This is a genomic window from Variovorax sp. PDC80, from assembly GCF_900115375.1.
GTDB lineage: Bacteria > Pseudomonadota > Gammaproteobacteria > Burkholderiales > Burkholderiaceae_C > Variovorax.
Window position 1 is genome coordinate 74747 of record NZ_FOWG01000012.1, and the last position, 13211, is coordinate 87957.

General features: G+C 65.3%; 22 protein-coding genes. 2 read left to right on the forward strand and 20 right to left on the reverse strand.

Translation table 11 applies throughout. From position 1 onward, the window contains the following. Positions 1–4: 4 nt before the first annotated feature. The 17 genes from rplQ to rplN form a co-directional block, all read right to left on the reverse strand. On the reverse strand, positions 5–406 hold the full coding sequence (gene rplQ, locus BM109_RS29900) for a 50S ribosomal protein L17 (protein WP_093351125.1): 402 nt from the start codon (positions 404–406) through the stop codon (positions 5–7). A gap of 86 nt (positions 407–492) precedes the next feature. Further along, positions 493–1482 carry a DNA-directed RNA polymerase subunit alpha gene (gene rpoA / locus BM109_RS29905; protein ID WP_009124827.1) on the reverse strand — a complete coding sequence of 330 codons (990 nt, stop codon included), beginning with the start codon at positions 1480–1482 and terminating at the stop codon, positions 493–495. Between the two features lie 145 nt (positions 1483–1627). Continuing rightward, positions 1628–2251 (reverse strand): 30S ribosomal protein S4, encoded by a 624-nt coding sequence (rpsD, locus tag BM109_RS29910; RefSeq protein WP_057593153.1) that lies wholly within the window; start codon positions 2249–2251, stop codon positions 1628–1630. Between the two features lie 130 nt (positions 2252–2381). Beyond that, a complete protein-coding gene (rpsK, locus tag BM109_RS29915; RefSeq protein ID WP_009124825.1) occupies positions 2382–2786 on the reverse strand; it encodes a 30S ribosomal protein S11 in 405 nt (134 codons plus the stop codon). 13 nt (positions 2787–2799) lie between these two features. Continuing rightward, positions 2800–3165 carry a 30S ribosomal protein S13 gene (gene rpsM / locus BM109_RS29920; RefSeq protein WP_013544105.1) on the reverse strand — a complete coding sequence of 122 codons (366 nt, stop codon included), beginning with the start codon at positions 3163–3165 and terminating at the stop codon, positions 2800–2802. 23 nt (positions 3166–3188) lie between these two features. Then, positions 3189–3302 (reverse strand): 50S ribosomal protein L36, encoded by a 114-nt coding sequence (rpmJ, locus tag BM109_RS29925; protein ID WP_038201958.1) that lies wholly within the window; start codon positions 3300–3302, stop codon positions 3189–3191. A gap of 49 nt (positions 3303–3351) precedes the next feature. After that, positions 3352–4665 (reverse strand): preprotein translocase subunit SecY, encoded by a 1314-nt coding sequence (secY, locus tag BM109_RS29930; RefSeq protein WP_057593152.1) that lies wholly within the window; start codon positions 4663–4665, stop codon positions 3352–3354. A gap of 32 nt (positions 4666–4697) precedes the next feature. Then, positions 4698–5129 carry a 50S ribosomal protein L15 gene (rplO, locus tag BM109_RS29935; RefSeq protein ID WP_093351127.1) on the reverse strand — a complete coding sequence of 144 codons (432 nt, stop codon included), beginning with the start codon at positions 5127–5129 and terminating at the stop codon, positions 4698–4700. Positions 5130–5140: 11 nt separating this feature from the next. Beyond that, positions 5141–5326: a 50S ribosomal protein L30 gene (rpmD, locus tag BM109_RS29940; RefSeq protein ID WP_009124818.1), complete on the reverse strand. Its 186-nt coding sequence runs from the start codon at positions 5324–5326 to the stop codon at positions 5141–5143. Between the two features lie 35 nt (positions 5327–5361). Further along, positions 5362–5880: a 30S ribosomal protein S5 gene (gene rpsE, locus BM109_RS29945; RefSeq protein ID WP_093351130.1), complete on the reverse strand. Its 519-nt coding sequence runs from the start codon at positions 5878–5880 to the stop codon at positions 5362–5364. An 18-nt stretch (positions 5881–5898) separates the two neighbouring features. After that, entirely contained in the window at positions 5899–6264 is a 366-nt protein-coding gene (gene rplR / locus BM109_RS29950; protein ID WP_057593190.1) for a 50S ribosomal protein L18, read from the reverse strand. Positions 6265–6278: 14 nt separating this feature from the next. Beyond that, positions 6279–6812 (reverse strand): 50S ribosomal protein L6, encoded by a 534-nt coding sequence (gene rplF / locus BM109_RS29955; RefSeq protein WP_093351132.1) that lies wholly within the window; start codon positions 6810–6812, stop codon positions 6279–6281. A 25-nt stretch (positions 6813–6837) separates the two neighbouring features. After that, positions 6838–7233: a 30S ribosomal protein S8 gene (gene rpsH / locus BM109_RS29960; RefSeq protein WP_093351135.1), complete on the reverse strand. Its 396-nt coding sequence runs from the start codon at positions 7231–7233 to the stop codon at positions 6838–6840. Between the two features lie 20 nt (positions 7234–7253). Beyond that, the gene (gene rpsN / locus BM109_RS29965) at positions 7254–7559 is read right to left on the reverse strand and encodes a 30S ribosomal protein S14 (protein WP_057593146.1); all 306 of its coding nucleotides are present in this window, start codon (positions 7557–7559) and stop codon (positions 7254–7256) included. Positions 7560–7567: 8 nt separating this feature from the next. Further along, complete coding sequence (rplE, locus tag BM109_RS29970) at positions 7568–8107, reverse strand: 50S ribosomal protein L5 (RefSeq protein ID WP_093351137.1); 540 nt, start codon at positions 8105–8107, stop codon at positions 7568–7570. Positions 8108–8118: 11 nt separating this feature from the next. Continuing rightward, positions 8119–8451, reverse strand: coding sequence for a 50S ribosomal protein L24 (rplX, locus tag BM109_RS29975; protein WP_057593144.1), 333 nt, complete (start codon positions 8449–8451; stop codon positions 8119–8121). Positions 8452–8464: 13 nt separating this feature from the next. After that, on the reverse strand, positions 8465–8833 hold the full coding sequence (gene rplN / locus BM109_RS29980; protein ID WP_093351140.1) for a 50S ribosomal protein L14: 369 nt from the start codon (positions 8831–8833) through the stop codon (positions 8465–8467). A 225-nt stretch (positions 8834–9058) separates the two neighbouring features. Here rplN and BM109_RS29985 point away from each other — a divergent pair, with 225 nt between their 5' ends. Both BM109_RS29985 and proC read left to right on the forward strand, forming a co-directional pair. Further along, positions 9059–10252: an esterase-like activity of phytase family protein gene (locus tag BM109_RS29985; RefSeq protein ID WP_256222867.1), complete on the forward strand. Its 1194-nt coding sequence runs from the start codon at positions 9059–9061 to the stop codon at positions 10250–10252. Beyond that, the gene (gene proC / locus BM109_RS29990) at positions 10249–11106 is read left to right on the forward strand and encodes a pyrroline-5-carboxylate reductase (RefSeq protein ID WP_093351146.1); all 858 of its coding nucleotides are present in this window, start codon (positions 10249–10251) and stop codon (positions 11104–11106) included. The genes BM109_RS29985 and proC overlap by 4 nt, the downstream gene beginning before the upstream one ends. 6 nt (positions 11107–11112) lie before the next feature. Here the strand turns inward: proC and BM109_RS29995 are convergent, their stop codons facing one another. Genes BM109_RS29995 through BM109_RS30005 form a run of 3 tightly spaced genes read right to left on the reverse strand, consistent with a single transcriptional unit; the run spans position 11113 to position 13135 of the window. After that, positions 11113–11628, reverse strand: coding sequence for a MaoC/PaaZ C-terminal domain-containing protein (locus tag BM109_RS29995; protein ID WP_093351150.1), 516 nt, complete (start codon positions 11626–11628; stop codon positions 11113–11115). Between the two features lie 29 nt (positions 11629–11657). After that, entirely contained in the window at positions 11658–12557 is a 900-nt protein-coding gene (ubiA, locus tag BM109_RS30000; protein ID WP_093351153.1) for a 4-hydroxybenzoate octaprenyltransferase, read from the reverse strand. After that, a complete protein-coding gene (locus BM109_RS30005) occupies positions 12554–13135 on the reverse strand; it encodes a Dps family protein (RefSeq protein ID WP_057593138.1) in 582 nt (193 codons plus the stop codon). The genes ubiA and BM109_RS30005 overlap by 4 nt, the downstream gene beginning before the upstream one ends. Positions 13136–13211: the final 76 nt, after the last annotated feature.

Genomic DNA, 13211 nt, shown 5'->3' on the forward strand with positions numbered 1-13211 from the left:
GCACTTATTCGGCGGCGTTCTGGTCGGCCGCAGAAACTTCGCTCACTTCAGGGCGATCGACGAGTTCGACCAGCGCCATCGGCGCGTTGTCGCCCACGCGGAAACCCATCTTCAGGATGCGGGTGTAGCCACCGGGACGCGCGGCGAAGCGCGGGCCCAGTTCGCCGAACAGCTTCACGACGGAGTCGCGGCTGCGCAGGCGGTCGAAGGCCAGGCGCTTGTTGGCGACGGTGGGCTTCTTGGCGAGCGTGATCATCGGCTCGATGACGCGGCGCAGTTCCTTGGCCTTGGGGACCGTGGTCTTGATGACTTCGTGCTCGATGAGCGAGTTCATCATGTTCTGCAGCATCGCGAGGCGGTGCGAGCTGGTGCGGTTGAGTTTGCGGAGTCCGTGTCCGTGACGCATGGTGCTTTCCTTTGCTTTTTGAAGAACGGGCAGCCGTGTCAGGTACTGCCCGGTGCACTGGCCCTTTTCAGAGGGCCGTTAAAAAATCAACGCTTGTCGAGGCCGGCCGGCGGCCAGCTTTCGAGCTTCATACCCAGGGTCAGGCCGCGCGAGGCGAGCACTTCCTTGATTTCGTTGAGCGACTTGCGACCCAGGTTCGGGGTCTTGAGCAGCTCGTTCTCGGTACGCTGGATCAGGTCGCCGATGTAGTAGATGTTTTCGGCCTTCAGGCAGTTGGCCGAACGCACGGTGAGCTCGAGCTCGTCGACCGGGCGCAGCAGGATCGGGTCGAACTGCTGTGCGCTGCGCGGTGCCGGTGCATCGAACGCGGCCAGTTCGCCGCCTTCGAGCTGCGCGAACACGGCGAGCTGCTCGACCAGGATCTTGGCCGAGGCGCGCACGGCGTCTTCGGCGGTGATCGCGCCGTTGGTCTCGATTTCGACCAGCAGCTTGTCGAGGTCGGTGCGCTGCTCGACGCGGGCGCTTTCGACGGTGTAGCTCACGCGCTTCACGGGCGAGAACGAAGCATCGAGAACGATGCGGCCGATCGACTTGGTCGGCTCGTCGGCATAGCGGCGCATCGTGCCGGGCACGTAGCCGCGGCCCTTCTCGACCTTGATCTGCATGTCGAGCTTGCCGCCTTGCGACAGGTGAGCGATCACGTGGTCGGGATTGATGATCTCGACGTCGTGCGGGGTCTGGATGTCCGAGGCCAGGACTGGGCCTTCGCCGTCCTTGCGCAGGCTCAGCGTGACTTCATCGCGGTTGTGGAGCTTGAACACCACGCCCTTGAGGTTCAGCAGGATGTTGACGACGTCTTCCTGCACGCCATCGATCGACGAGTACTCGTGCAGAACGCCGGCGATCGTGACTTCGGTGGCCGAATAACCGACCATGGACGACAGCAGCACGCGACGCAGCGCGTTGCCGAGCGTGTGGCCGTAGCCGCGCTCGAAAGGCTCGAGCGTCACCTTGGCCTTGTTGGCCGCGAGTTGCTCGACCTGGATGGTCTTGGGTTTCAGCAGGGTGGTTTGCATGCAGACTTCCTCTCAATACCCCCGGCTCGTTACACCGGTAAGGCTGGTGAAGCGCCTGGCCCGCAGCGCGAGTGCGGCACGAACCAGGAACGTGAACAACAAAAACAGGACTCCCGCCGCCGCTTGCGCGGTGCGGGAGTGGAAATCAACGCGAATACAGTTCGACGATCAGCGATTCGTTGATGTCCGCAGCGAACTCGTCGCGGTCCGGGACCTTCTTGAAGGTGCCTTCGGCCTTGTCGGCGTTGACGTCGACCCAGCCGGGGATACCGACTTGCTGGGCGAGTTGCAGTGCTTCGACGACGCGGTTCTGCTTCTTCGACTTCTCGCGCACGGCGATCACGTCGCCGGTCTTCACCAGGTACGACGGGATGTTGACCGACTGGCCGTTCACCGTGATGGCCTTGTGCGACACGAGCTGGCGCGCTTCGGCGCGGGTCGAGCCGAAGCCCATGCGGTAGACGACGTTGTCCAGGCGCGACTCGAGCAGGAACAGCAGGTTGGCGCCGGTGTTGCCACGGCGGCGATCGGCTTCTTCGAAGTAGCGGCGGAACTGCTTCTCGAGCACGCCGTACATGCGCTTGACCTTCTGCTTCTCACGCAGCTGCAGACCGTAGTCCGAGGTGCGCTGACCCGAGGTACGGCCGTGCTGGCCGGGCTTGGAGTCGAACTTGGCCTTGTCCTGGATCGAGCGGCGGGCGCTCTTCAGGAACAGGTCGGTGCCTTCGCGGCGGGAAAGTTTGGCCTTGGGGCCGAGGTAGCGTGCCACGTCTTTTCCTTTGTTTGCTGCCGCAGTCGCCTGCGGGAGCCATCGACAACAGAGTGCCGATGGCGGTGGGCTTAGTTAAAAAACAAATGCGCAGCCGCTTTGAAACGGCTGCGCCTGAGGGGGCTGACGCTCAGATGCGACGACGCTTCTGGGGACGGCAGCCGTTGTGCGGAACGGGCGTCACGTCGGCAATGGAATTGATCCGGATGCCGAGCGCAGCCAGTGCGCGCACCGACGATTCGCGACCGGGGCCGGGGCCCTTGATCTCGACGTCGAGGTTCTTGATGCCTTGTTCGACAGCAGCACGGCCGGCCACTTCGGAAGCGACCTGCGCGGCGAACGGGGTCGACTTGCGCGAGCCCTTGAAGCCCTGGCCACCCGACGAAGCCCACGACAGGGCGTTGCCCTGGCGATCGGTGATCGTGATGATGGTGTTGTTGAACGAGGCGTGCACGTGAGCGATGCCGTCCGCAACGTTCTTGCGAACCTTCTTGCGAACGCGCTGTGCGGCGTTGTTGGCAGGAGCTTTAGCCATGCTGTTTCAATCCTTACTTCTTCAGGGACTGCGCAGCCTTGCGCGGACCCTTGCGGGTGCGGGCATTGGTGCGCGTGCGCTGGCCGCGCATCGGCAGGCCGCGACGATGACGGAAGCCGCGGTAGCAGCCGATGTCCATCAAGCGCTTGATGTTCATCGTCGTCTCGCGGCGCAGGTCGCCTTCGATCGTGAACAAGGCGATCTGGTCGCGGATCTTTTCGAGATCGGCGTCCGTCAGATCCTTGATCTTCTTCGAATATTCGATGCCGCTCGCTTCGCAGATTTGACGGGCGCGGGTGCGACCGATACCGAAGATGGCGGTCAGGCCGATCTCAGCGTGCTTGTGCGGCGGAATGTTGATGCCAGCAATACGTGCCATGTGCGTCCTCTAATACTCTTTGATCAACCCTGGCGCTGCTTGTGGCGCGGGTCGGTACAGATCACGCGCACCACACCCTTGCGGCGGATGATCTTGCAATTACGGCAGATGGTTTTGACCGAAGCCGAAACTCTCATTTCATTCTCCTAAAACTCTGTTCAACCCGGCGGGCCAGTGCCCTGTGCCTTACGAAGTCTTGAAATTGGCCTTCTTCAGCAGCGACTCGTACTGCTGGGACATCATGTAGTTTTGGACCTGGGCCATGAAGTCCATCGTGACGACCACGATGATCAACAGGGAGGTACCGCCGAAATAGAACGGAACGTTGTATTTCAGGATCAGGAACTCGGGCAGCAGGCAGACGAAGGTGATGTACACCGCGCCGGCCAACGTCAGGCGAACCAGAATCTTGTCGATGTAGCGCGCCGTCTGGTCCCCCGGACGGATGCCCGGAATGAACGCACCGCTCTTCTTCAGGTTGTCGGCGGTCTCGCGGCTGTTGAACACGAGGGCCGTATAGAAGAAGCAGAAGAACACGATCGCGGCGGCATACAGCAGCACGTAGATCGGCTCGCCCGGGCGCAGCGCGCTGGCCACATCCTTGATCCAGCGGAACCCGCCTTCGCCGGTGCTGAACCAGCCCACCACCGTTGCCGGCAGCAGAATGATCGAGGACGCGAAGATCGGCGGAATCACACCGGCCATGTTCAGCTTCAGCGGCAGGTGCGACGACTGACCGCCATACACCTTGTTGCCGACCTGGCGCCGCGCATAGTTCACGAGGATCTTGCGTTGGCCGCGTTCGACGAACACCACGAAGTAGGTGACCAGCACCACCACCGCGACGATGAACAGCGCGATGATCACGTTCATGGCGCCGGTACGAACCAGCTCCAGCAGACCGCCGATGGCGTTCGGCAGACCGGCGGCGATACCCGCGAAGATCAGGATCGAGATGCCGTTGCCCAGGCCGCGTTCGGTGATCTGCTCGCCGAGCCACATCAGGAACATCGAACCTGCCGTCAGGCTCACCATGGCGGTGATCCGGAAGCCGAAGCCGGGCGAGATCACCAGGCCAGCCGACGACTCGAGCGCCACTGCGATGCTGAACGACTGGAACAGCGCCAGACCCAGTGCACCGTAACGGGTGTACTGCGTGATCTTGCGGCGACCGGCCTCGCCTTCCTTCTTCAATTGCTCGAAGCTCGGAAGCACGTAGGTCATCAGCTGCATGATGATCGACGCCGAGATGTACGGCATGATCCCCAGCGCAAACACCGTGAAACGCGACAGCGCGCCACCCGAGAACATGTTGAACAGGCTCAGGATGCCGCCCTGCTGCCCCTGGAACAACGCCGCGAGCTGGTCGGGGTTGATGCCGGGCACGGGAATGTGCGCGCCGATCCGGTAGACCACGAGCGCGAGCAGCAAGAAGACCAGCCGGCGACGCAGGTCACCGAACTTGCCCGTCTTTGCGATCGTTGCCGCGTTAGTTGCCACGAGGAGCTTCTTTCAGTCCGAAGGTCTGTCGATCAGGCGACGCTGCCGCCGGCCGCTTCGATCGCGGCCTTGGCACCAGCGGTGGCACCGACGCCCGTCAGCTTGACGGCCTTGGTGAGTTCGCCGGTCTTGATGATCTTCACCACCTTGGCGAGCTGGCCCACGAGGCCGGCTTGCTTCAGGGCGAGCACATCGACTTCGGCCAGGCCGAGCTGCTCGAGAGCAGCCAGCGTGACTTCGGCGTTGAACTTGAGCGTCTGCGACTTGAAGCCACGCTTCGGCAGGCGACGCTGCAGCGGCATTTGACCGCCTTCGAAGCCGACCTTGTGGAAACCGCCTGCGCGCGACTTCTGGCCCTTGTGACCGCGACCCGCGGTCTTGCCGATGCCGGAGCCGATACCGCGGCCAACGCGGCGCTTGGCGTGCTTGGCGCCATCCGCCGGCTTGATGCCATTGAGTTCCATATCAGTCTCTCTTACAGAACTTTGACCAGATAACTGATCTTGTTGATCATGCCGCGCACCGCGGGGGTGTCCTGCAGTTCGCTCACGCTGTTGAGCTTGCGCAGGCCCAGGCCACGAACGGTGGCACGGTGCGATTCCTTGGTGCCGATCGGGCTCTTGACCAATTGCACCTTCAGGGTTTGTTGTTGCGTCGTCATTTGAATGCTTCCTTCAGCCTTGCAAGAGCTCGCGCTCAGGCGAAGATTTCTTCGACGGTCAGGCCGCGCTTGGCAGCCACTGCGGACGCGGTCGTCGAATTCTTCAACCCGTCGAGCGTGGCGCGAACCATGTTGTAGGGATTCGACGAACCATGGCTCTTGGCCACGATGTCGGTGATGCCCAAGACTTCGAACACTGCGCGCATCGGGCCGCCGGCGATGATGCCGGTACCCTTGGGGGCCGGGTACATCACGACCGTGGAGGCGCCGTGGTGGCCTTGCACCTGGTGGTGCAGCGTGCCGTTCTTGATCGGAGCCTTGAACAGATTGCGACGGGCTTCTTCCATCGCCTTCTGCACGGCAGCGGGCACTTCCTTCGACTTGCCCTTGCCCATGCCGACGCGGCCATCGCCGTCACCGACCACGGTGAGTGCTGCGAAACCGAGGATACGACCGCCCTTCACCACCTTGGTGACGCGGTTGATCGCGATCATCTTCTCGCGCAGACCGTCCTCGGGGCCTTCGTTCTGCGTTCTTGCCTGAATCTTTGCCATTTTGAATCTCGTGTCCGGTTAGAACTGCAGGCCGGCTTCGCGGGCGGCATCGGCCAGCGCCTTGACGCGGCCGTGGTACGCAAAACCTGCGCGGTCGAAGGCAACCTTCTCGACGCCGGCGGCCTTCGCCTTTTCGGCGATGCGCTTGCCGATGGCGGTGGCTGCAGCGGTGTTGCCACCCTTGCCCGAGCCGCCGAGCGCGGTGCGCACTTCGGCTTCGGCGGTGGAGGCCGTGGCCAGCACCTTCGAGCCGTCGCCGGAGATGACGGTCGCGTAGATGTGCAGGTTGGTACGGTTCACCGTGAGGCGAGCCACACCCTGCGTCGCGATGCGGATGCGGGTCTGGCGCGAACGGCGGAGACGCTGTGCTTTTTTGGTCAACATCATTTTGCTGCCCCTTACTTCTTCTTGGTCTCTTTGATCACGATCTTCTCGTCCGCATAACGGATACCCTTGCCCTTGTAGGGCTCGGGCGGACGAACGGCACGGATCTCGGCGGCCACTTGGCCGACGCGCTGGCGGTCGGCACCCTTGATCACGATTTCGGTCGGGGTCGCGGTGGCCACCGTGATGCCTTGCGGCATGTCGATGTTGACCGGGTGCGAGTAACCGACTTGCAGGTTCAACTTGGAACCTTGGGCGGCGGCCTTGTAGCCCACGCCAACCAGGTTGAGCTTCTTCTCGAAGCCCTTGGTCACGCCGACCACCATGTTGTTCACGAGCTGACGAATCGTGCCGCTCATCGCGTTGGCTTCACGCGAATCGTTGGCCGGCTCGAAGCTCAGCTTGCCGTCCTTGCTGACGACGTTGACCAGTGCGTTGCGCGCGAGGCTGAGCGAACCGCCCGTGCCCTTGACGCTGATCTGGTCTTCCTTGATCGACACATCCACGCCTTGGGGGATGGCGACCGGCGATTTTCCTACTCGGGACATTTCAGTGTTCTCCTCGATGTCTCGGTCAGGCGACGTAGCACAGCACTTCGCCACCGACACCGGAGGCGCGTGCCTTGCGGTCGGTCATCACGCCCTGGGGGGTCGTGACGATCGCAACGCCGAGGCCGTTCTGGACTTGCGGAATGGCAGTGCTGGACTTGTAGACGCGCAGGCCGGGGCGGCTCACGCGCTCGATGCGCTCGATGACCGGGCGACCAGCGTAGTACTTCAGCGAAATTTCGAGTTCGCTCTTGCCGGCTTCGGTCTTGACCTGGAAGCCGTCGATGTAGCCCTCGTCCTTCAGGACCTGCGCGATCGCGATCTTCACCTTGGAAGACGGGACCGACACAGTGGGCTTCGCCACCATCTGCGCGTTGCGGATACGCGTCAGCAGGTCGGCAATGGGATCACTCATGCTCATGTTGTTTGCTCCTGCCTGGCTTACCAGCTGGCCTTGATGACACCGGGGATGTCACCGTTGAAGGCCAGTTCGCGGATCTTGGCGCGGGCCAGACCGAATTGACGGAAGGTGCCGCGCGGACGACCGGTGATTTCGCAACGGTTGCGTTGACGCGTGGGGTTCGCGTTGCGCGGGAGCTTTTGCAGTGCCAGGCGGGCGGCTGCGCGCTCTTCTTCGGTCTTCTTGAGGTCGTTCGAGGCGGCCTTCAGTTCGGCGTGCTTGGCGGCGAACTTGGCAACCAGCTTGTCGCGCTTGAGTTCGCGCTGGATCAAAGATGCTTTAGCCACGAATCACCTCAGTTCTTGAACGGGAAACGGAAGCCGGCGAGCAGCGCCTTGGCTTCTTCATCGGTCTTGGCCGTCGTCGTGATGCTGATGTTCAGACCACGCAGGGCGTCGACCTTGTCGTACTCGATCTCGGGGAAAATGATCTGCTCTTTCACACCGATGTTGTAGTTGCCGCGACCGTCGAAGGCACGACCCGAGATACCGCGGAAGTCGCGAACGCGGGGCAGAGCCACCGTCACGAAGCGGTCCAGGAATTCGTACATCTGGACGCCGCGCAGCGTGACCATGCAGCCGATGGGTTGGTTTTCGCGGATCTTGAAACCGGCGATGGCCTTCTTCGACTTGGTGACCACGGGCTTCTGGCCGGCGATCTTGGTCAGGTCGGCGACGGCGTTGTCGAGGACCTTCTTGTCGGCGACAGCTTCACCCACGCCCATGTTGAGCGTGATCTTGGTGAGGCGCGGGACCTGCATCGGCGAGACATAACCGAACTTCTCGGTCAGGTCCTTGGCGATCTTTTCGCGATAGTGTTGTTGGAGACGTGCCATCTGAGTACCTCTTAGGCGATCTTGATTTCTTCGCCGCTGGACTTGAAGACACGCACTGCGACGCGCTTGCCTTCGGCATCCTGGCTCACCTTGATGCCCACGCGATCGGCCTTGCCGGTCGCGGCATTGAAGATCGCCACGTTGGATTGGTGAATCGGCATGGCCTTCTCGACGATGCCACCGGTCGTGCCCTTGAGCGGGTTCGGCTTGGTGTGCTTCTTGACGAGGTTGATGCCTTCGACGAGCACGTGCGAGTCGTCCTTGCGCAGCGTCACGACGCCGCGCTTGCCCTTGTCGCGGCCGGCCAACACGATGACCTGGTCGCCTTTGCGAATCTTGTTCATGGCGTTGTTGTCCTTAGAGAACTTCGGGTGCCAGCGACACGATCTTCATGAACTTTTCGGTGCGCAGTTCGCGCGTCACCGGTCCGAAGATGCGGGTGCCGATCGGCTCCAGCTTGGCGTTGAGCAGCACGGCGGCATTGCCGTCGAACTTGACGAGCGAGCCGTCGCTGCGACGGATGCCCTTGGCGGTGCGCACGACCACTGCGCTGTAGATCTCGCCCTTCTTGACGCGACCACGCGGAGCGGCTTCCTTGATGCTGACCTTGATGACGTCGCCCACGCTGGCATAACGCCGCTTGGAGCCACCGAGCACCTTGATACACAGGACGGACTTCGCGCCTGTGTTGTCGGCCACTTCGAGCCGGGATTCAGTTTGGATCATTTCTTGATATTCCCAACTTGTACCAATGCGCGGCCCGGAGGGATTCGCGTGTCTCGCATCGGTCAGTCTTGGGCCCGCCGTCCGCGCCTCGAACCACTCGAAGCGCTTCCCGTTTGGGCTGAAATCTTCGCCTTTTTGAAGCGAAGCCCGCGATTGTGGCACCCGCCTGCTTCGATGTCAACTGCCTTCTTTGCGCAGCCCGCCAAGACACTAGACTCTGGCCCCGTGCGCCCTCCTGCCCCCACCCCCTCGTTCTCGACCACCCGCCGTCTCGTGCTGGGCGGCCTCGCGGGGGCCGCTGGCGCCCTGGCGCTGGGCGTCGCCGGCTGCGGCGCCCCGGCGGCCGCGCCCGATGCCCCGGCGCCCGTCCGGCTGCGCCGCCTCGCGGAAGCCCGCTGGCCGCACCGGCTCTCCATCGGCGGCACGCCGGCGGGCGGACTGTCGGGCATCGACTTCGACGCCCGCGCAGGTGAGTACCTGCTCCTGAGCGACGACCGGTCGGACCTGGCGCCCGTGCGCTTCTATAGGGCGCGCTGGCCCGCGCCCTGGAGCGCCGCGCCCGAAGCCACCGGTGTCGTCGAACTGCAACGCCCGGGCGGCGGCCCCTGGCCTTCGCGCCGCCAGGCCATCGCCGGCCTGCCGGTGCCCGACCCCGAATCGCTGCGCCTGCGCCCCGACACCGGCACCCTGCTGTGGAGCAGCGAGGGCGACCTCGCGCGCGGCTTCGGCCCCGCGCTCTACGAATCGGCGCGCGATGGGCGTTTCCTGCGCGAATTCGCGCTGCCCGCCCTGTTCCAGCCCGACCCGGCCCAGCGCCGCGGCGCGCGCGACAACCTCGCCTTCGAGGGCCTCGCGCTGACGCCCGATGGCCGCACGGCCTGGCTGGCGATGGAGAACGCGCTGATCCAGGACGGCCCCGTGCCCACGGTCGACGCCGCCGGCGGCCCCTGCCGCTTCACGCGCATCGACCTGGCCAGCGGCCGGGCGACCGGCCAGATCGCCTATGTGCCCGACGCCATCCCCCTGCGCCCGCTGCTGCCGGGCACCTATGCCGACAACGGCGTGAGCGAGGTGCTGATGATCGACGCGCACCGCATGCTGGTGCTCGAGCGCGCCTACGCCGCCGGCACCGGGAATTCGCTGCGTCTCTATGAAATAGACACCCGCGGCGGCAGCGACGTGCTGGGCCTGGAGGCGCTGGCGCCGGGCAACCACCGCCCGGTCGCCAAGACCCTGGTCGCCGATTTCTCCCGGCTCGGGGCCGGCAACGGCCTCTCGCGCCTCGACAACAGCGAGGGCATGTGCTGGGGCCCGCCGCTGCCCGGTGGCGGGCGGACGCTGATGATCGTCAGCGACGACAATTTCAACCCGCTGCAGATCACGCAGTTCGCCGCCTTCGAATTCCTCGACCGACCATGACCATCGCCGCCACCTTCCTGCCCCGCAACGCCCCCGCGCCGCTGCCGCCCATCGCCTTCATCGGCGGCGGCAACATGGCCAGCGCCATCATCGGCGGGCTGATCCAGCAAGGCACGCCCGCCACCTCCTTCGAGGTGGTCGAGCCCTTCGAGGAGGCCCGCGCCAGGCTGGCCAACACCTTCGGCATCGCGGCCCAGCCGGAGGCCGGCGCGGCGCTGTCGCGCTGCGCGGTGGTGGTCTGGGCGGTCAAGCCCCAGACCTTCGCCGAGGCCACGCGCCCGGTGCGCGCTTTCGCCGGGAACGCGCTGCACCTGAGCGTGGCCGCGGGCATCCCGTCCGACAGCATCGCCCGCTGGCTGGGCACCGAGCGCGTGGTGCGCGCCATGCCGAACACGCCGGCGCTGGTCGGCCAGGGCATGACGGGCCTGTTCGCGCGCGCCGGTGCCGACGGCGCCGACCGCGCGCTGGTCGGCCAGCTGCTGACGCCCACCGGCGAGCTGATCTGGGTCGACGAAGAACCCGCGCTCGACGCGGTGACCGCGATGTCGGGCTCGGGCCCGGCCTACGTGTTCTATTTCATCGAGGCCATGACCGAGGCCGGCATCGAGATGGGCCTCACGCCCGACCAGGCGCAGCGCCTGGCGATCGGCACCTTCACCGGCGCCTCGGCGCTGGCCGACAGCGCGCACGAGCCGCCCGCGGTGCTGCGCGAGCGCGTGACCTCCAAGGGCGGCACCACCCACGCGGCGATCAGCGCGCTGCAGCAGGCCGACGTCAAGGGACAGTTCAAGACCGCGATCCGCGCGGCGCAGAAGCGCGCGGCCGAGCTCGGCGAGGAATTCGGCCGCGGTTGAGGGCCCTCAGGCCGGCGGCGCGTCGAAGGTGCCCGCCAGCGCGCGCGGGCCGAGGAAGAACAGCCAGTCGGCCGCCAGCGTCACGGTGCCGTCCTCCAGTTCGAGCTGCAGCGCTTCCTTCAGCAGGAAGCTGTCGCCGGGTTTGGGCGTGACCTCCGCGATGCGCACGCGCGCCCGGAAGCGCGCGCCCACCGGCATCGGCCGCACGAAGCGCAGGCGGTCGAAGCCGTAGTTCAGCGCATGGTTGGTGTCGAAGGGCAGCAGGCTGCGCATCGCCTCGCCGCTGAGCTTGATCAGGTGCGAGACCTGGAAGAAGCCCTGCACGATGGCGCCGCCGTAGCCGGCCTCGCGCGCGGCGCGCTCCGGATCGAGATGGATCCATTCGCCCTCGCCGTCGCCCGAGAGCTCGGCATAGCGCGCCACCATGTCCTGGGTGATGCGGTGCCATTCCGAATGGGCCTCCTGGCCGATCCGGCCGCGCAGCTGCGCCAGCGTGGCCTCGGCGTCGGGCGTGGGCTGCATGCGGTCTCGTTTCCGTTGCCGGCCGTGGATCAGCGCAGGCCGTAGCCGGCCACCACGCCGGCGAAGACCGCGAAGCCCAGCCAGTGGTTGAGCCGGAAGGCCTGGAAGCAGCCTTCGCGCGTGCGCTCGCGGATCAGCCGCCAGTGCCAGGCCGCCTGCCCCGCGGCGATCGCGATCGCGAGGTAGAACACGGCGCCGAGCCCGCGGCTCGCGCCGGCCCAGGTCCACACGGCGAGAAAGACCGCATAGCTCGCCATCACCGCCGCCACGTCGTAGCGGCCGAAGGTGATGGCCGAGGTCTTCATGCCGATCTTGAGGTCGTCGTCGCGGTCGACCATCGCGTACTCGGTGTCGTAGGCCAGCACCCAGAACAGGTTGCCCGCCAGCAGCCACCACGCGAAGGCCGGCACGGTCGCCTGCACGGCCGCGAAGGCCATCGGAATGCCGAAGCTGAACGCGATGCCGAGCACCGCCTGCGGGATCGAGACGAAGCGCTTGGCATAGGGATAGACCAGCGTGACCGCGAGCGCGGCGAACGACCAGTACACCGTGACCCGGTTGGTCGTGAGCACCAGGCCGAAGGCCACCAGCGCGAGCACCGCGCCGAACAGCAGCGCCTCGCGCACCGAGATCTCGCCGCTGGTCACGGGCCGCTGCGCGGTGCGCTTCACGTGGCGGTCGAAGTCGCGGTCGGCCACGTCGTTGACGCAGCAGCCCGCGCTGCGCATCAGGATCGTGCCGAGCACGAACACCGCGATCAGGTGCCAGCCCGGCCAGCCGTCGGCCGCGAACCAGAGCGCGCCGAGGCTGGGCCACAGCAGCAGCAGCCAGCCCGCGGGACGGTTCCAGCGGATCAGGTCGAGGTACACGGCAAAACGCCCGCGGCGTGGCGCGGGCGTGAGGCCGTGGGGGGCGGGATGGGTGGTCAATCCTCGAGCAGCGAACGCAGCATCCAGGCGGTCTGGTCGTGCACCGTGCAGCGCGCGGTCAGCATGTCGGCCGTCGGATCGTCGCCGGCTTCCTCGGCCACGGGGATGAATTCGCGCGCGATGCGCGACACGGTCTCGTGGCCCTTCACGAGGATGCGCACCATCTCCATCGCCTTGGGCGGGTCCTGCGGCACGTCGGGCACGGTGGCGATCTTGCTGAACTCGGCGTACGAACCCGGCGCGTAATGGCCCAGCGCGCGGATGCGCTCGGCGATCACGTCGGTCGAGTTCCACAGCTCGGTGTATTGCGCCATGAACATCGCGTGCAGCGAGTTGAAGTGCGGACCCGTCACGTTCCAGTGGAAGTTGTGGGTGGTGAGGTAGAGCGTGTAGGTGTCGGCGAGCACGCGGCTCAGGCCTTCGGCGATGGCCGCGCGGTCCTGGCGCTCGATGCCGATGTTGATGATCGGCGCATTGCGGCTGCCGGACTCCTGCGCGACCACCGCGCCGCCCTTCTTGGGCACCTTGCCGGCGGAGGAAGCGGGAGAGGGCTTGGTTTTCTTGGGAGCTTTGGCCATGGCAAAAGGTCTTTCTTCAAGTTGGGTGTGACACCGGAATTCTCGAAGCCGGCGCGCGGCTTCGCAACAGCGTCAC